Origin of the sequence: Methanobrevibacter sp., assembly GCF_017406825.1 — an archaeon.
Lineage (GTDB): Archaea > Methanobacteriota > Methanobacteria > Methanobacteriales > Methanobacteriaceae > Methanocatella.
The window spans coordinates 33,083-52,337 of the sequence record NZ_JAFQXT010000027.1 but is presented as its reverse complement, the minus strand read 5'-3'; the positions used below and the strand labels follow the sequence as shown (position 1 = coordinate 52,337).

Below are 19,255 nucleotides of genomic sequence, written 5' to 3'. Positions count from 1 at the left end.
CAATATTAGCGATATAATAATATTTTTATTGATTTTTTATTTAAAATTATCGAATAGACAGTATGACATTCTTTTTTAAACTGAAAAAATTAGAAAAAAAGGAAAAATAGTACTCAACTAAAATGTTTGAGTACCGCTTGTAGGGCTTAAAGCCACACTTTGAGTTGTCAAAAGATTGCTATTTGAATCATAAATTTTGATTGTTGCATAATCCGGGTAATAGTGATATGCATCCGCACTGGCTATCTCAAGGTAACCATCACTGTGAACAGTAGCAGGCACCATATTACCATGATTTAAGGCATTGCCATCTCTTGAATAGAAAATTTGAACAATAACATTTTCACCGGCATGTGCGGTTCCCACATTAATTCTTGCATAGGTTTTATCTGATTCGGCACTGCCTGTTGAAAAACTTCCTCCCAGAATGGAAATTGAACTAGGAGTGGATTGCTGTACCGGTTCAGAAGCCTGGGCAGTTTTTGGTTCATCATTGCTTTGATTGACATTTAGACTGTTGTCAATTTGGTTAGGCTGTGAATCATTGCTTTGATTAGACCCGAATCCATAAATGTAAACAAAGGCACCTGCAAGAACCACAGCAATAATCGCCAATGCAATAATAATGTATTTAGTTGTATTATCGCTATTGCCTTTATCCATTGAATTAATCATCTGGTTATGATTGATTTCCTTTTTCAATGGAGTTCCACATTTTTTACAGAATTTTGCATCATCATTATTTTCATTACCACAATTCGGACAGCGCATTAATTATCACCTCAATAACTATAAAGATAATAATATTTTATACACAATATTAAATAAGTTTTATTGAATAGTATGAAAATTTCCAATAGAAAAAAAGTGAAATGATTAAAAAGAATTAATCATAAAATTTGCCTAAGAACTCTTTCATCCTTTTATTATCAGATGAGAAGACTTCATCAGGTGAACCTTCCTCAACAATGACACCATCATCCATGAAAATAATCTTGTCAGCGACATTACGGGCAAATGCCATTTCGTGAGTGACAATTACCATTGTCATGTGTTCTGCTGCAAGGTCACGTATGACAGTTAAGATTTCACCGGTTAATTCAGGATCAAGTGCTGATGTCGGTTCGTCAAAGAACAGAATATCCGGATTCATTGCAAGTGCGCGTGCAATCGATACACGTTGCTGCTGACCCCCGGACAACTCACAGGGATAAGCGTTTTCCTTATCCTGCAGACCCATTTTTTTAAGCAAATCTCTTGCATGTTCAAAAACTTCTTTCTTATCTCTTTTTTGAACACGTATTGGTGCATTGGTAATGTTTTTCATCACGGAGTGATGTGGGAACAGATTAAAATTCTGGAATACCAGGCCGAAAGTCCCGTCAAAATTAATTTCGCCGCTATCTTCGGTTTCCAAATCTGTTATGCATCTAAGTAATGTGGATTTTCCGGAACCTGAAGGTCCTATAATGGCTAAAACCTCTCCTTTTTCAACACTTAGGGAAATATCTTTTAAGACTACATTATCATCAAAACTTTTCTTAAGATTTTTAACTTCAAGCAAACTCATTCTTTCACCTATTCATAATAATCTAATCTATTCTCTAAGCGTTCCATTACAAATGCTACAATTATATTGAATATATAATAGAAAATACCTGCTACAAGCAATGCCGCAATTGATGCATCTGCAGCTGCAATCTGTTTAGCTACAGTGAACATTTCCGGAATTGCAATAACAAATGACAGTGAAGTATCCTTTACAAGTGTGATTACTTCATTAGTTACAGAAGGAAGAATTACCTTGAACACTTGGGGCATGATGATTATAAAGAATGTTTCCAATCTGGAATAACCGAGTACCTGAGCCGCTTCATACTGGCCGCTGTTAATAGATTCAATTCCACCCCTATAAATCTCCGCAAAGTATGCGGCATAATTCATAGTGAATGCAATAATCACTGCAATGAACCTATAGTCGGCTGACAGGCTTATGCCGAACACATAGTATGGGGCGAAAAATACTACGATTAACTGTAACATCAGCGGAGTACCTCTCATGATTGAGATATAAATCTTCATTAACCATCTAAGTGGTCCGAAACTACTCATTCTTCCTCCGGCAATAGCTAAACCGAGAGGAAGAGAGAATAGTAATGTAAGCAAGAATATCTCTATTGAGGTAACCATACCTCCAAGCAATTGTGATATTACATTACTTAATATCATTTATTAATTCTCCCTCTAAAACTAAACTAGTTTATTCTGTGATTAAAGATCCTGGAACACCTGCATCACTGTAGTTTTCAGCGATTTTAAGAACAGTTCCATCAGCAAACATTTCATCTAAAGTTGCTTGTACTTTGTCTCTTAAATCCTCATTTCCAAGTTTAAATCCGACACCATATTGTTCTGATGAAATAGAATCATCTAAGATTTTATAATCATCAGAGTTGTCTTTAGAGTTAACTTGGTATTGAGCTACACCAATATCTATAGCTACTGCATCACAAGCACCGGATTCTAAATCCATAAATGCAGTGTTATAATCAGCAACTTCGGTTAATGTTGCAAAGGTGTCAGCTAAAGTTTTGTTGTCGCCTTGAAGTGCAGCTAATGCTGATGAATCTTTTTGTGTTTCAACAGTTTTGCCCGCTAAATCATCGAGAGAGTCAATTCCTGAATCGGACTTGACAACGATTACCTGTTTGTTGTCAATATATGCATCAGTCCAGGTGTAGTCATCTTCCCTTCCGTTGATTGTGAATCCGTTCCATATGCAGTCGATAGAACCGGAGTCAAGTTCAGCATCTTTTGCATCCCAATCGATTGGTTGTGCTACAAATGTCCAATTATTTCTTTCACAAACTTCTTTTGCTAAGTCTAAGTCGAAACCAACATAGTTTCCACTGTCGTCTTTATATCCGTAAGGTGGGAATTCTGCGTCAAATCCTACGATGAAAGTGTCATCATCATTTGCAATGGCATCATCGGCATTATCTCCCCCTAAAAAGTCAAATAAACCAGCGCTTGCAGTACCCATAACTAAGAAAGCTACTAATACTAAAGCTAATATAATACCTATCTTTTTATTCATTTTAAAACACCAAAATAGTTATAACTATATAGTAGAATTTTTTCTACTAAAATATAATTTATTTAATTAAATATATTAATGTAATTATTAAATGTTCAAAATATTATTATTACTACTATTCTAACTTGAAATTAGTGAAATTTTCTTAAATTCCTAAGAGATTTTGTTAATCTCCAACTAGTTGAAGATAGAATCTTTTGATTTTCCACATTTAACCTCTTATTTTCCTGTTTTAATTTTTCATTTAGCTCAGTTAATTCTGAAATTCTATTATTAAAATAAGCTGAAACGAATTCATCATAATCGTCTGAAGATATAATCAACTTAAAAGCAGATATCCAATCCTTTTTGATTAGGGATTCATTTTTAATTTCCATTTTTTTGAATTCATTTTTAGCGCGGTTAAAATAATCAATGGAATTAGTTAAAAACAGGTATCTCAAGATTTGAGCCACTTTGAATTTGAAAAATTCAATTTCAAACTCCTCATAATAATTCTCCTGCTTCAAAAAGGACTCGACCATATCGATTATTTTGAATATATCAAAAGGGCTAGTGTTAGAATTAGATATGGAAATTGGATTGACCCTATAATAGTATAGCTCTTCGGGAACAAAAGAAATTGAAGAAGCCCTAAGCATTGCCTTTACATGGAATGGAATATCCTCATATAATACGCCTTCAGGAAAATAAAAGTCATCATATGAGTCCAGAAACTTTTTTTTATATAATTTAGTGCATGCAGAATATTCAGAGTTCAAAACATGATTCTTAACATCGGAATATGTGAACTTTAAAGTGCTGTAATCAATATCTCCAAAGTTTCTATCAATTTTGAAACCAGTCTGCTTATTATTGCCACCGAAGGTTTGGTACTTGAACATCACCATGTCCGAACTGTTTTCAATAGCATTATTGTGAAGCTTTTCAAGTGCATTCAAATCAATCAAATCGTCCGAATCAATGAAATAAACATATTTTCCTTTGGATTCATTTAATCCTCTATTCCTACTGGCTCCAAGACCTTGATTTTCCTGTGTGATGATTTTAATTCTTTTATCTTTTTTGGCATAACCCTCAAGTATCGATAGGCTATTATCATTTGATCCGTCATTAACACAGATTACTTCAATGCCTCTGAAACTCTGATTTAAAATACTGTCCAAACAGGCACTTAAATGATTCTCAACATTATAAACCGGTACAATGACAGAAATTTCGCACATTCAAACACCATTATTTTCTCAGTTTTCTTAAAGGACCTGTTAGCTTCCAGCTATTTGAAGATAGAATCTCGTCATTTAATTTCTTTAGTTTGTCTGCCTTATTTTTGAAATTGTCTTTTCGGCGGAATTCTTCTTCATATAAACCATTTAAAACAGTTAATCTTTTATTCAGATAACCTTCATCATTTACAGAATAATTTTCGTCACCGCAGCCAAAATCATTTAATATTTTAACTAATTCTTCCCGACAGGCGTTAAAGTCTGTTATGTCTGATTTATATTTTAATTCGTATTTGGATAGGCTGCTGCCTTTTTCATATAAAGCCCAAACGTCACTATTTGAACCCAGATAATCGGAAAGCTTTGATGGAAGATATGGATTCATTTCATAATTGCCTTCAGTTATGCTGTCACTAACCACCAAAACATCAAATTGAGTACATGCATTCAAAAATTCCAGATAAGGCAATGGCTTTTTGACTATGAAATTATCTGATGAGTCTAGAGAATCAATTAATGTTTTTAAGATTTTTTCATCACTTATATAGAAATGAAACTTGACATTATCCAGATATTTATGGTTCAATGTTTCAAATGCATAGAATATGCTTTCAAAATGTCTTCTTCCATAATAGTCATTTCCAAAATAAGCAATATTTATGTTCTCATTATCCAAATCCAAATTAGCTTCATTTAAATAGTAATATTCATTAGGAAGTACCGAATGAGGTTTGATTTCGGTTTTGTGAATTATATGGTCTTTGATATCAACTGGAAATTGGCCCAGCATTATTTCCCGCTGGTTTTCATTGGTAAAAATTAACTTATCCGCAAATAGATAAGCCATGTATTCGCAGATAAAATAAGCGGAAGATTTGTTTTTGACCAACTCAAAATCAGTTCCATGTTCCAGATTATAGTCGTTAATCATACTATTGATTTTTTCGATGTATTGCTTATTATCGATTATCATTTCCCTATATCGTTTAGGTTTATTGGATAAATCATAAATCAATGGATCTGAAAACTCTGCCTGCCAAAAGACATCAGGGGATAAAAATTTATATTCAAATGCTAAAAAATGATTTGACATTAACCATGACCTTGAATAAATCTTTTTATAATCGTTTTTGATCGCGGGAATGCCCTTGTTGATTACTTCAAATATGCAATCTGCCCAATCATAATTGCAGTCAATATCAATGATTAATCTATTGTTAACAAATTTTTCGATTTTATCATTTAAAATAGAGTCATCTGATGAATTAATCTTTATATGCAATACATCTACATTCTTATTGTTTTCAATAATCCTTTTTAGCACGTTTATTCCTGAAACATAATCGGAAGGCGGGAATAAACATGAAATATACAATTCATCACAATTAGCACACATCAATATTAAATTAGTGTTATTATAGTATAAAAGTTTTGAAAACTAAATCTTCTTCTTCAAAGCACTAATCAATTTTTTAAAACCGGTTTTTTTATTATTATGATTTTTTTCATGTTTAAGTGATGATTCAAATTCATTGAAATCCTTTGAATTAACGGCTGAATGATAAAAATGTTTTGCTTTAGGTTTTACCTTATCAAAATCAAGTTCTTTAACTTCATCCTCTTTTAAAATCAAATCCTTTTTAATCTTGTCAAAGAATTCCTGTTTATCCCGCTTATTTACTTCCTGAAATCTTGTTGAGATATTCTGGTATTTTCTTGAGAATAAAAGCTCCTTATAGATATCATAATATCCATATTTCCTGGAAATATCATTTACCATGTTAAAAATCTCAATACAATCAGAAAATCGGGAAAAATTGGAACGAGTGATGGAATCCTTGCGAACTCTTCTCATATAATAGTATTCATCTACAAATAGCATCCGTTCACATAAAAAGATCGATTCAACGACGAAAGGAGTGTCCTCAAAAATTAGTTTTTCCGGAAACCTTAATTTTTCAATTATTTCCCTTTTAAATAATTTTCCCGGTGCGGTAACTGAAACGCCGTATAACTTTTCTCCCAAATCGGAACAGTTGAATGTGGACTCTCCATATTTTTTCAAAAATGGAATGTCGAAATACTTAATCGGTTGGGTTTTCCTTGTTTCATTATCAAAATTAAGCAATTTAAATAATGTCATATCAGCGTTTTTTTCTTTGGCATGGGAATATAAATTGAAAAGAGTGTCTTCAATAATATAATCATCCGAATCAATGAAAAAAACATATTCTCCAATGGCATGTTCCAATCCGACATTTCGAGTACATCCAAGGCCTTTATTTTGCTGGGAAAAAACCTTAACTCTAGTATCGTTTATTTGATAATCCTTTAGAATTTCCAATGAACCGTCAGTTGACCCGTCATTAATGCAGATGACTTCGATTTCCTTTAGTGACTGGTTTAAAATGCTGTCTAAACATTCCTTTAAATAATCTTCAACATTATAAACCGGAACTATAACAGAAATTTTTACCAAAATTACCCATCCTTGTTGTGCTACTTGAATATGTTCATCTTTCTTAGTGGTTTTGTAATTTTCCAGCTTTTAGATGACAATAATTCATCATTTATCTTTTTGTTCTTTTTGATTTCTTTTTTAAGGGATTTGTTTTCCTTTGATAATTTATTGACTCGTTTTTGATATCCATCTACCTTAACATTCAATTCATATTCCTTAAAAGAATTCGCATTTATTGCCCAGTAGTATCTTTGGATTAAATCCTCCGGCACATCAAACTCTTTGACTTCCAGAAGTTTTTCCTGGGCAAGCCTGAAATATTCCTCCGAATGTGAAGATAGCATATACATGAAGATTTGCCTAACCTTAAATTCATAAAATTCTTTTTCTAGTTCATCGAAATATCCTTCAGATTTTAAAAATCCTTCAACAATATCGACAATCTTCATAATGTCAATGCCGTTAGATGAAGTATTGTTGACTGAATTCGGATTGGCATAACGATAATGATAGTAAAAATCAGGAGCAAATGAAATCTTTGTTGCCCTTAACATTGATTTGACATGGAATGGAACATCATCAAATGCAACGCCCAAATCAAATCTGAAATCATCATACTTGTCTAAAAATTCTTTTCGATATAATTTGGACCATGGCGCGAAGGCAACATTTAAAACATAACGTTTAACATCTCTAAATGTGAATGTGAAATTATTAAAATCGACATCAGTGAAGATTTCATCAAAATTGAACATAGGTTTCTTGTAGTTAACCGGCTCTCCTTCCATAAACCAGGCTATCTTAAATATCACCAAATCCGAATCATTGCTTGTGATATTTTCATATAACTCTTCAAATGCGTTAGGAGCAATATAATCGTCCGGATCGAAGAAATAAATATACTCGCCTGATGCTGCATCCAAAGCCCTGTTTCTAGCAGAACCACAACCTCCATTTTCCTTATCAATGACCTTGATTCTGGAATCCTTTTTAGCAAATTCATTGAGGATTTCCAATGAATTATCTTTGGATCCGTCATTTACACAAATTGCTTCAAAGTCATGGAAGGTCTGGTTCAAAAGCCCGGAAAGTGCATCTTCAAGATATTCGCTAACATTATAAACAGGGACTATAACTGAAATTTTAACCATTAAAATTTACCTCTATAATTCTATACTATTTTATTTAATTAATCTTATTTAAAAATGAGCATTTAGAAAGATAATTATTTAAAAGAGATATTTTATAAAAAATAATATACATAAAATATACATAAAAAAATGATTTTTTAAATTAAGTGAGAGAATGGTTAAGGAATTTAAGTTTTCAATAATTATGGCAGTATATAATGTTGAAAAATATTTGCATGAATCTGTGGAATCTGTTATTAATCAAACAATAGGTTTTAAAGAGAACGTGCAATTAATCCTAGTGGATGATGGCAGTTCTGATAATTCCAAACGAATCTGTTTATATTTCCAGAAAAAATTCCCTGAGAATATAATTGTACTATCAAAAGAAAACGAAGGGCAATCTTTTGCTCGTAATTTAGGTTTAAAACATGCAACTGGAAATTATTTTAATTTTTTAGACAGCGATGATAAACTATCACTAAATGCCTTGGAAACCATTGACAATTTCATCAAAAACCATGAAGATATCAATATACTTGCCATACCATTAAAATTTTTCAATGTTAAAGATAAAGAACATCCTTTAAACAATAAATTTGAAAAAGAACAAATTATTAATGTTTTTGAAAATTATAATTATCCTCAACTTTCTGCTTCATCTTGTTTTTTTAACAAAAACATCATTAATGATAACGAATTCGATACGCAGATAAATCTTGGTGAAGATGCTGTCTTTATAAATAAACTATTAGTTAATGAAAAGAATATTGCTTTTCTGAACACCACAGATTATTTATACCGGAAAAGAGACGATTCTTCATCCACATTAGATGATATAGGCTATAAAAAGGAATTTTATTTAGATAAATTAAGATATTTTCATGAAGAACTAATTAAATTTTCGTTAGATCAGCTCGGATATGTTGCAAAATTCATCCAATATGTAATCGCATATGATCTGCAGTGGTATTACGGCAAATCCCAAATAAAGGAGATATTATCCGAAGAGGAATATGAAAATTTCATGAAAAAACTTCAAGAGATTCTAGGTTATATCGATGAAGAGATAATTTTAAACCATGAATATATTCCAATTAACGATAAAAAGAAATTTTTATTGTTTTTAAAAAACAATTGTCAATTCAATATTGATGTCAAAGGTAATTTAGTTGTTTTAAAAACAAAGGATCATGTCCTAAATAAATTAAACAACAATAAACTTTGGATTACTGGCATTGATGTCAAAAAGAGAAATCTGCTGATATCCGGAAAATTCAGCAGTTACTGTAAAAGCGAATATTTGAAAATTAAGGCAATTAAAAATATGGAAAAATCTCCTGAGGAGTTTATAGCTGAATATAATGAAGAGTTGTCTAGAAAAACCAATTGTTTAGGTATTGACTGGAAATATGTATATTGTTTTGATTTTGAGATACCTATGGAAAAACAAGAAGAATTTGATTTGAGTTTTATTGTCAATTATATCGAAAATGACAATGATTCTGAAATCAAGGGGCATCTTAAATTTGAAGATTATGATAAAATATTCAGAAATGACAATAACTTAATTAAAAAATCCAAAAAGATTTTCAATGAAAAAGATTTGATTTATATAGAGGATTATCCTTTTAAGAAAAGATTAGAAGAAACTTTAGAAAAATATAAAAGATAGGAGCTATTTAGCTCCAATAACTTGATTTAGATATGGAACCCTATAACAGACCGCCATCACAATCCATGTGAATACAATTGTTAAAATCCACAATGTGAAAGTCAATGCCTTATAATGTAAAAACGGTTGTAGATAAGTTAATAGTAATTTTAAAATAACGATATGGATTAAATAGAATCCATAACTGTATTTTGCAATTGACTGAACTCCTTTACGGAATAATCCATCCGGTTTGGTTAATCTATGTTCATCCCACTTAAAGTTTTTGAACAATAAAAATATACCAGTTACTTGGAAAGCTAAGAATATGGAATATCTGTCGATTTTAAATCCATCAACAGGGAACATAATATAAAATACATATGCATTTATAATTAATGCCAAAATTGTAATAACCGGTCCGACATATGGATTATTGAAGATTTTTCTTTCAGTATGCCTTAGATAATAACCTAAAACAACCATACCGATAGGTCCTGAGAAATAACTTAATTTAATTGGGAATGGTGTGTATATTGTAAAATCAAAAATACATGTGATTAACCAGAAGAAAAGGAAATACTCAACTTCAGTCAACTCGGAATGCAATAACCATTTATTGAATATAGGCATAATCAAATAGGTTCCTAAAATCATCCAGAAGAACCAGTATTGTGTGAATCCCATATTACTTGCATTATAAGAATCCCACAGATAAGTCAATATGCTCATTATATCAAATGATTTGATAGTGCATAAGAAATCTGGAGCATAATAGGAGATTCCTATTAAAAGCATGCTTAAAACGAAACCCCAAAATAAGAACGGCATTACGATACGAGGAATTCTTTTGCCTAAAAATGATTTAATATCCCAAACTCTACCTAATGAAAGGGCTCCGGATAGCATCAAAAATAAATCTACACCAAATCTGAACCATGATCCATTAAAACAACTAATTATCCAGTTTATTGACGGAATAACGCCATATTGTTCCGCAACCATACTTCCAGTATTATTATAAATGTGAAGTGTGATTACAGTGAGGATAGCTAATGCCCTTAATGCATCAAAATAAAATATTCTTTTTGATTTTTTCTTCCCACTTGAAACATTTGTCATAAATATTTAATCCCAATAATTATTAAAATCACTTATATTTTCAAAAGTATATAAAACTTATGGTAAAATAAAGAAAAAATAAATAAAATTATATTAAATTAGAAAAACCTATCCAAAAAAGGAATTTTTTCTAAAACAAAAAATAAAACTCCTATAAGTATCATGAATAAAATTGTTGAAAGAACTGTTAAGATAATCCAACTTACTGAAAACGTTAATTTCGATAAAATGAATGCAAAAATGCCCAAAGCCAAAATTATCGAGAATGTCTTTTTGGAATAGAAATTTATAAGAGAATTGTTGTTAAGAAAACCATCGAAGGATTTAATCATTAAGAATATTGCTGAAGCTTCAATGATTGTAAACGGATCAATGCTTATCTGTAAAGTTGTGCCGAAGATTTGTGTGAAATAGCTATTCCATTCGGCAATTCCATTTATTATCAATAAGACTCGGATAAACAGAGTGATTAATAATATAATTAAACTAATGATAAAAATCTTATTGGAAGAATATTTGAAATCCTTGTTATCCAAATAATAACCTAATACCATGAAACATAAAGGTTGGGCAAAGAATACCAGGTCAATGTAATACAAGCTGAAATCAAACTGAACGCTTAAAGACCATAAAATACTTGAGAAAATGAACAATGCCAATATGTATTTGATTCCGTTTTCCTTTTCGAAATTTATAAATTCGCTTAATATCGGAACAACCAACACATTTGACATTACAATCCATATAAACCAATTGATATGGGTTATTGTTGTTGCAAACAAATGGAATCCGTTATAGTATATAATCAGAATTCCCAAAATAATATTCCAAAGTATAAACGGAGGCAATAAAAGCTTATATGTATCCTTTACAAATTCTAAAGGATTTTCCTTTTTAGTTAACATTACTGAACCAAATGTCATCAACAGGAGAGGAAACGCCAGATTAGTTATGAGACGGGTTAAAACATATATCAGTTTATGGGATGATTCCATATCATATCCAATGACTGATATGCAATATATCGAAACAAAAATTAAAGCCAATACATTAATTTTATTAATATAATCATTCTTTATGTTCATGTTTTATACCTCAATGATATCCTGTTAATTTATTGATAACCGGAACTCTGTTTAAAACCATTATTATGGCATATGCCAATAATAAAACGATGATTGCCAACAACGGCACAAATATTATTGAAGGCAAGCTTGCAAATGGGAAATGATATGTCTTAAGTGTATTTGTAATGAAATAATGATTCAAATATATTCCATAACTGGCTTGACTTATTGAAATAATCAGCAATAAGACTTTTTCCTTATTGCAGAACTTTGTGATTTTTTGATAAATGCCTGATGTCACCTTAGGCATATATTTTACGATTAAGAACAAAGCGGCAACCTGAACAATGCTTACAGTGTCAATCTCCAATCTGCTTTTCATTGTGAAGATAAAATATCTGAATGCATACGGATCAACAACATCCTGACTTAAAATGAATGTTTTAATTACTGTAAAAAGGATAAACACAAATAATGAAATGCTGACAACCTTTTTAGGAGACATGCTTATCTCTTTATTATGGAGATAGTATCCCAACATCAGATATCCAATCGGGCCTGAAAATATCACTAAATCCAGATAATGAAGTGAAAAATCAAATACCATAGATAATGTGATTAATGCAGTTGTAATAAGCCATATTATCAGGAAATATTTAACGCCTTCCATTTTTGTGCCTTTAATAAAGCTTGCAATGATTGGAATAATTAAATAAACACCTAAAATCATCCAGACATACCATCTATCGGATAAATAATGCACAATTGCAAATTCAAGTATGTTTTCATTAAGCAAAGAAGGATTAAGAACAAATAACATGTATAGAATCAGCAATGTCATCCAAAATAGGAACGGAATGATGACCCTCGGATATCTGCGTTTAATGAAATCCTTGATTGGCAGTTTATTGTTTAATAGAAGAACACCAGTTAACATCAAGAAAAGAGGGACTCCAATTCTTCCAAAAGAGTTATATAATAAAGCTATGGAGCTATTTATTAACTCTCCACCTTCCCAATTTGCGGAAATGTGATTAAGCAATACGCCGAAAATCGCAAGAACCCTCAAATAATCCAGGTATATTATCCTCTTTTTAGTCTTCACATCAGCCATTTTATTCAACCTTACATCAGTTTAATGTTCATGAATCCAATCATAACATCTCTTTGAATTATTGTGATCATTATATTTGAAGAAGTCATCGACCCTTTGTTTATATTTGTCTTCCATTATGCAATCATTTTCCATATATTCAATCAGTTTATCGACCAGTTCATCCTCATCCTTTATTACAGGACCGAATCCCATTGTCTCATACTGGAAATATCCATTTTCGGAATCATAGTGATAATCGTTTCCGTATTGGTAGTATATCAACGGTTTTTTAAGGTATGAAAAATCAAAGAATATAGAAGAGTAATCTGTCACCAAAGCTGCAGATTCATTGAATATCTCCTGATATTTCTTCAACTGGTCAATATGTACATAATCATTTTCATCGAATAAATCAAGATACCTTACCAATTCGGGATGAGGCTTGAATATTATATCATAACCATTCTCTTTCGCATGTTTAATTAATCGTTCGTTGTTGATTAATGAATTGAATCTGTGGAAATATTCCGATTCCAGCAGGCTTTTTTCATCAGTGATGAAATTTCTCCAGGAAGGCATGATAACAATCTGTTTTCTATAACCTTTATTGTTTAAATTATCATATCTAGGCAGACCTAAAAGCTGAATTACCTTATCGCCATAATTGTAACCCTCATCGAATAATGATTTATACTCCAGTTCGGTGGAAGTCACTATCAATTTAGGGTTTCTGTCATACTTTCTAAGCCATGAAGACATGTTGTCCTTTATGATACCGTGCTGCAAGAAATAAAAGTCAATGTTGGAAATTCCTGCAGTCAGATAATATCTTCTGTTTCTAAATGGATTCAAATAGAATTCAGAACCCTGTGATGAAATAATCTTATCTGCAAATGTATAATAAAACCTATGTTTGATTGATTCAAACGGCAAAACATTGCCATAGGCTTCTTGTAATCTTGAATAATCCGGACTATCCTCATAAATTGCGAAAAACTTTTTGATTCCATCGTCCTGCTGTATCGCATATTTATAAAAATGTTCCGCATTATCATCAGCAACATTTTTCCTGTCCATTATAATCCATATCTCCTTATGTCTCATATAAGGATATAAAAATAAATGACACACCCTAAAAAAGAGTGCCTGCTTGAAGAAGAAATCATGATCCATCAATAATTTTATCAGACCTCTGATTTCATATTTGGCCATTTTCAAATAGGAATAAGGCATTATATTGAATCTGCCGTTGAACATGACTATCCTATTTTCCTTAACATAGTAATGGCTTGTATATGACATGTTGCAGTATTTTCTAAAAGTAATAGGGCATTCTAATGATATTTTCTTATTATCATAGGTAAAATTTACAAGCAGTCTAATACTTGAAACTTCCTTTTCGTTTCTTGTAGGAACAACCAAATCAAAATTATACACATATTCCCAGTTATATCCTAACATTGTTGATGTTGAACGTGTCGGATAGTCATAGAATGTTGCATTAATCAGTTCAACTTCCTTGTTTTTATATTCCTTAACCGCAGTTACGGAAATATTTTCCTTATTAAAATTACTCTTTAGAAAACCTGAAAATGACAACACACCATCTCTCATATTTACAAAGTCAAGAAATATTGAGCGTGAAGCCAAATCATCAATAACGACATCATTAGACAACAGGTTAACATCATTTTTGCCGAATTTTAATTTTAATAAGTCACTGGGAACATTTTCCTTAATGTGGTCAATAGTGATGTCTTCATTTTTTATGGCAATGAAAAACCCTGAATTTGAAGGATAATCGCAGATTTCAATTATTTCATGATTTGTGAATTTATGTAAAATGTTTTTTAACATTACGAAAAAGTCATCGAAATCATCTTCCAAAATATTAACCACATCATTGTCCTTTGATAAAGAAACAATTGTCTTAATAAGAATGAATTTTAAGAAATATGGTATTTCACCATATTTTTGTAATGAATAGTTAATCAAATCGTTTATTAGATAATTAATATTTTTTGCATAATATCTCTTTTCCAGCTTGATTTCCGGATTTAAAACGAATCGCTTTCTGAAATAATAATAATCCTCAAAATCCAATAACATAAACCTATTATCCTTCAATAAAACTTGAGACATAAATTTAAGTTCATGTGATGTTTCAATCCTTGAATCAAATTCCAAATCTTCAATTGCCTCAAATCTGAAAAATGAAGAAAAGATTTCTGTCAAATATAAATCGGGATTTTCATTCAAGTCTATAATTCCTTTATTTATATATGCTCTGGGAGTCATTCCCTCATTTGTAAAAGTGCAGATAGGTAATCTGAGGATATTGACATCCTTTTTAGAAAATGTCTCATCAAGTTTGGTCAGGCAAGTAGGACCCAATTTATCAAAGCTTTCAAAGAAGTTGACATATTTGCCTCTGACATATTTTTTTGCTAGATTACGACCTAGAGGGATATTGTCAAAAGTTTGAGTTAGAATCAATATATTTTCAGGATATAACTTCTCATATTTCAAAGCAATCTGCAAAGACAAATCATTACTGGCGGCATCGACTAAAATAAGCTGAACATTTTCCTTAAAACCGATATCCTGATTTAATACAGATTCAATAGCCTCTTCAAGATGATGTTCACTATTGTGAAATGTGATAACTATTGAGAATTTCTTTTCATCTATATCATACTTTTTCGATTCATCATTTATTATCATACAAAACCTACTCGAGTCTATCAAAAATACATTATTATATTTAATCCCAATCAATAAAAAGATTTTCCTCAAAAACAAGATTTTTAATATCCTTTGGGAAGTGGTAAATATGGATACTCAGTGATGGAAAAAACATTCCTTCCAAAAAATCCTCCCCTACCCCATGGGCTAACTAAACTGGTATCTACACAAATGTTATCTACAACTACAAAGAAATGTCTAGACCCAAATACAATATTCCCTACATGAACAAGATAGAATTTATGATTCTTTGTCAAACCAATAGATTCACACATCTGCAAAAACAAAAGGCTTCGACAACAGCAATTACTTCTCAGTCGTTTTAGAGAATCATCTGGACTTTGATAAAAACCTGCTTTATTTTCAGATGCCATATTCCTTTTAATCCACACTGCAATTTTTTTGGCCGCTGCAATATCCTTAGAGTTGCCAACGATGGATAAAGCAGCTTGTTTAATCAAGTTTGATGGTTTGCCCCCATAATAGATAGAAGACTTACTGGGGAATTCCAGTGATGCATATACAATAGAATCATAATCGCTTTCAAATAAACAGTCAAAACAGGTTATGTTAGATGAATTGATATTGAATATGTTTGCATGATTGCTAAAAGTGATATTCTTTAATATGAGGGAGATATTTTTGTCTGCTTTAATCTCAAATAAGGATGAATTTTTAGCATCTAAATGATGCGCATTACCATTAATAGTTATAGACCTGTCAATAATCACCAAACTATCATTAGCCCCATAACAATAGTCATGATTTAACGTATACACATCACCTGCAAAGTTTTGAATTTCTGCATTCAATTCTGTGAAATTATGAAGTTTTACATCTTCAGAGCTATTGAAACCGTTTGAAGGAATATCCTCATTGGCGGACACATAGCTGAATGTGAGAAAAAGTAAAAAAATTGTTACAATAATTAATTTGATATAAAACCTCATCATTTGAACAATATGTTCAACATATAATATAAAATTGTTTAATGAAAAAAAGAAAAAAAGAGTTAGTAACCGTCATCGATTACCAATGCGTTTACACCGTGATACGCTTTGTTGAATAATGTTCCGTTATAATTTGTATGGATGGTATAGTTACCGTTTTCAAATGCGGTTAATACAACTGATGCCTCACCTTCATTGTCGGTGACAACATCATAGTTATTCGCCCAGCCGGAATCATCAAGGATTTTGATGTGAATCTTTTCATTGGGATATACATTCCTATATTCGTCTTTTAACACAACTTGAACAGTGTCCCCATTCTTCAATGTTGAATTGCTGATTATTTCTACTTTTGTGTTGTGTGAATTGGACTGGATGAAAAAGAATGCTCCCATTGCAATAACCAGAATTGCCACAATTATTAAAATCAATAAAGTTTTAGCTTTCATATGTCCACCTATTCATCATTATGAACTAACAGCACGTCAACTTCACTGTCTTTAAGAACCTTTTCAGCGACGCTTCCAATCACGAATTTATGGATTCCACTTTTTCCGGATGATGAGATTATAATCAAATCAACACCTTCCTCTTCAGTTACTTTCTTAATTGTCTCAGCAGGAAAACCTGTTAAAACCATTTTTTTAACATTCACATCATCATCAAATTTAGATGCCATGTGATCAACGTATCTTTGAGCATCTTTTTTGAGTTTTTCATTGACTTTTTTTATTTTTCTCCTTGGTTGAAAAGCACTGGAAGTTAATCTGCCTGCAACGGACAATACAATTACTTCACCGTCATCGGCGATTAGCTTTTCAACCCTTTCCACTTCTTCATCAGCGTAGGTTGAACCGTCGGTCGGTAATAATATTTTTTTATACATTTACTTGCACCTTTATGTAAGTAATATAATGTTTGTAGTTAATAGTTAATAATATTTTAGAAAAATAGAAAAGTAAAAAAAGAGAAGTTATAAAAGAGCTTTGATAGCATCTTTTACATCGGCCAAATCTTCGGTCGGTTCGAATCTGCGAACAACATTGCCTTCACGGTCAACTAAAAATTTAGTGAAGTTCCATTTTATATCGTTGTTGTCTTTATAGTTTTTATCCATCATTTTAACAACAAGCTTCAATTTACCTGCACCTTTACCTGTCAAACCTGTGAATGGCTGTTCTTGTTTTAGGTATTCGAATAGCGGAGAAGCGTTTTCCCCATTTACATCAATCTTGTCAAAGATTGTATATGGAACCAGCCATTTTGATCTGCAGACTTCTGTGATTTCTTCAGTTGTTCCAGGGGCTTGTTTTCCGAATTGGTTGCATGGGAAATCAAGGATTTCAAAACCTTTTTCGTTGAATTCGGCGTAAATTTCGTTCAATTCTGTGTATTGCGGTGTGAATCCGCATTTTGTTGCTGAGTTTACTATTAATAGTACTTTGTCTTTGTATTGTGATAGTGAAACTGGGTTTCCATCACCGTCTTTAACTTCAAAATCATATATTGACATTAACATGCCTCCTTTTTGATTAGTTTAAAATTGAAAATATTTAAAGTTTTGTAAAAAATTTTAATTATCATGTCTCGCAATATTAATTATTATGTCACGACAGGAAAAGATTGTAAAAACTAGTATAGTGGGCATTGTTGTCAATCTCATACTTGTTGCTTTCAAAGCAGTGGTTGGAATTGTAACAAATTCTATTGCGATTACATTGGATGCAGTCAACAACCTGACTGATGCTTTATCATCCATCATTACAATTATTGGAACAAAATTGGCCGGAAAAGCACCTGATAAGGACCATCCTTATGGTTATGGCCGTATTGAATATTTCTCATCAGTGATTATTGCAGCCATCGTATTGTGGGCAGGTATAACCGCACTTATGGAATCATGGCCTAAGATATTCAATCCCGATGTAACAAATTACACTACAGTGTCACTTGTCATCGTTGCCGTTGCGGTAGTTGTCAAATTTGTTTTGGGACAATACGTTAAACGTGTTGGTGAGGATATCAATTCACAGGCTCTTGTTGCATCAGGTAGCGATGCATTTTTCGATGCAATCCTATCACTGTCAACATTGGTTGCGGCAATAATCTCCATATTTTTCCATATCTCCCTTGAGGGAATATTGGGAGTAATCATATCAATCGTTATCATCAAGGCAAGTATTGATATGCTTAAAGAGACTCTTGACAGCATGATCGGTGCAAGGGTCGACTCAGAGCTTTCCCGCAAAATCAAAGATGCAATATGTGAAATTCCGGGAATTTACGGGGCATATGACTTGAGCCTTCACAATTACGGGCCTGAAGACATGCAAGGGTCCGTGCATGTTGAAGTTGATGACACCTTGACCGCTCTTGAAATCCATAAACTGACCCGTCAGATTTCTCAAAAGATTTTTGAAGAGTTCTCCATAATTTTAACAGTTGGAATCTATGCAAGAAATGATAAATACAACGCTATCCGCAACGATTTATATGAAATAGCTTCAAAATATGATGAAGTGCTTGAGATACATGGATTCATTGTTTATGAAGCTCAAAAACTTGTCACTTTCGACATTATCGTCGACTTTGATGCAGATAGGGAACAGGTGAAAAACAAAATATTAAATGAGATTAAACAGAAATATCCGGAATTTGAATACTATATGATTGACGATTATGATGTAAGCGATTAAATAGTAGTTTA

18 protein-coding genes are annotated in these 19,255 nt (G+C 31.8%); 2 read left to right on the top strand and 16 right to left on the bottom strand.

The window, feature by feature from the left end:
- Positions 1-117 precede the first annotated feature (117 nt).
- The 8 genes from IJF99_RS04745 to IJF99_RS04710 all read right to left on the bottom strand — a co-directional run bounded on the left by IJF99_RS04745 (position 118) and on the right by IJF99_RS04710 (position 7,935).
- Positions 118-771, bottom strand: a complete 654-nt coding sequence (locus tag IJF99_RS04745; RefSeq protein ID WP_292792598.1) for a zinc ribbon domain-containing protein — start codon at positions 769-771, stop codon at positions 118-120.
- A gap of 115 nt (positions 772-886) precedes the next feature.
- Positions 887-1,570, bottom strand: coding sequence for an amino acid ABC transporter ATP-binding protein (locus IJF99_RS04740; RefSeq protein ID WP_292792596.1), 684 nt, complete (start codon positions 1,568-1,570; stop codon positions 887-889).
- Between the two features lie 8 nt (positions 1,571-1,578).
- Positions 1,579-2,229, bottom strand: a complete 651-nt coding sequence (locus IJF99_RS04735; RefSeq protein ID WP_292792594.1) for an amino acid ABC transporter permease — start codon at positions 2,227-2,229, stop codon at positions 1,579-1,581.
- A 31-nt stretch (positions 2,230-2,260) separates the two neighbouring features.
- On the bottom strand, positions 2,261-3,097 hold the full coding sequence (locus IJF99_RS04730) for an amino acid ABC transporter substrate-binding protein (RefSeq protein ID WP_292792592.1): 837 nt from the start codon (positions 3,095-3,097) through the stop codon (positions 2,261-2,263).
- 131 nt (positions 3,098-3,228) lie between these two features.
- Positions 3,229-4,323: a glycosyltransferase gene (locus tag IJF99_RS04725; protein WP_292792590.1), complete on the bottom strand. Its 1,095-nt coding sequence runs from the start codon at positions 4,321-4,323 to the stop codon at positions 3,229-3,231.
- A gap of 10 nt (positions 4,324-4,333) precedes the next feature.
- Positions 4,334-5,719 (bottom strand): hypothetical protein, encoded by a 1,386-nt coding sequence (locus tag IJF99_RS04720; RefSeq protein WP_292792588.1) that lies wholly within the window; start codon positions 5,717-5,719, stop codon positions 4,334-4,336.
- A gap of 42 nt (positions 5,720-5,761) precedes the next feature.
- Complete coding sequence (locus IJF99_RS04715; RefSeq protein ID WP_292792586.1) at positions 5,762-6,802, bottom strand: glycosyltransferase family 2 protein; 1,041 nt, start codon at positions 6,800-6,802, stop codon at positions 5,762-5,764.
- Between the two features lie 20 nt (positions 6,803-6,822).
- Entirely contained in the window at positions 6,823-7,935 is a 1,113-nt protein-coding gene (locus IJF99_RS04710) for a glycosyltransferase (protein WP_292792584.1), read from the bottom strand.
- 154 nt (positions 7,936-8,089) lie between these two features.
- On the opposite strand from IJF99_RS04710, the gene IJF99_RS04705 reads away from it, so the two are divergent.
- Positions 8,090-9,589 (top strand): glycosyltransferase, encoded by a 1,500-nt coding sequence (locus IJF99_RS04705; protein ID WP_292792582.1) that lies wholly within the window; start codon positions 8,090-8,092, stop codon positions 9,587-9,589.
- Positions 9,590-9,592: 3 nt separating this feature from the next.
- Here the strand turns inward: IJF99_RS04705 and IJF99_RS04700 are convergent, their stop codons facing one another.
- From IJF99_RS04700 to IJF99_RS04665, 8 genes are all read right to left on the bottom strand, one after another.
- On the bottom strand, positions 9,593-10,690 hold the full coding sequence (locus IJF99_RS04700; protein WP_292792580.1) for an acyltransferase family protein: 1,098 nt from the start codon (positions 10,688-10,690) through the stop codon (positions 9,593-9,595).
- 98 nt (positions 10,691-10,788) lie between these two features.
- Positions 10,789-11,685, bottom strand: coding sequence for a hypothetical protein (locus IJF99_RS04695; RefSeq protein WP_292792578.1), 897 nt, complete (start codon positions 11,683-11,685; stop codon positions 10,789-10,791).
- Positions 11,686-11,785: 100 nt separating this feature from the next.
- Positions 11,786-12,871, bottom strand: coding sequence for an acyltransferase family protein (locus IJF99_RS04690; RefSeq protein WP_292792576.1), 1,086 nt, complete (start codon positions 12,869-12,871; stop codon positions 11,786-11,788).
- Between the two features lie 21 nt (positions 12,872-12,892).
- Positions 12,893-15,577, bottom strand: coding sequence for a CDP-glycerol glycerophosphotransferase family protein (locus IJF99_RS04685; RefSeq protein ID WP_292792574.1), 2,685 nt, complete (start codon positions 15,575-15,577; stop codon positions 12,893-12,895).
- An 83-nt stretch (positions 15,578-15,660) separates the two neighbouring features.
- Positions 15,661-16,485: a hypothetical protein gene (locus IJF99_RS04680; protein ID WP_292792572.1), complete on the bottom strand. Its 825-nt coding sequence runs from the start codon at positions 16,483-16,485 to the stop codon at positions 15,661-15,663.
- 125 nt (positions 16,486-16,610) lie between these two features.
- Positions 16,611-16,997, bottom strand: a complete 387-nt coding sequence (locus IJF99_RS04675; RefSeq protein ID WP_292792570.1) for a hypothetical protein — start codon at positions 16,995-16,997, stop codon at positions 16,611-16,613.
- Between the two features lie 8 nt (positions 16,998-17,005).
- Positions 17,006-17,434 (bottom strand): universal stress protein, encoded by a 429-nt coding sequence (locus tag IJF99_RS04670; protein WP_292792568.1) that lies wholly within the window; start codon positions 17,432-17,434, stop codon positions 17,006-17,008.
- Between the two features lie 87 nt (positions 17,435-17,521).
- Positions 17,522-18,061, bottom strand: coding sequence for a glutathione peroxidase (locus tag IJF99_RS04665; RefSeq protein WP_292792566.1), 540 nt, complete (start codon positions 18,059-18,061; stop codon positions 17,522-17,524).
- A 91-nt stretch (positions 18,062-18,152) separates the two neighbouring features.
- On the opposite strand from IJF99_RS04665, the gene IJF99_RS04660 reads away from it, so the two are divergent.
- Positions 18,153-19,244, top strand: coding sequence for a cation diffusion facilitator family transporter (locus IJF99_RS04660; protein ID WP_292792564.1), 1,092 nt, complete (start codon positions 18,153-18,155; stop codon positions 19,242-19,244).
- Positions 19,245-19,255 lie beyond the last annotated feature (11 nt).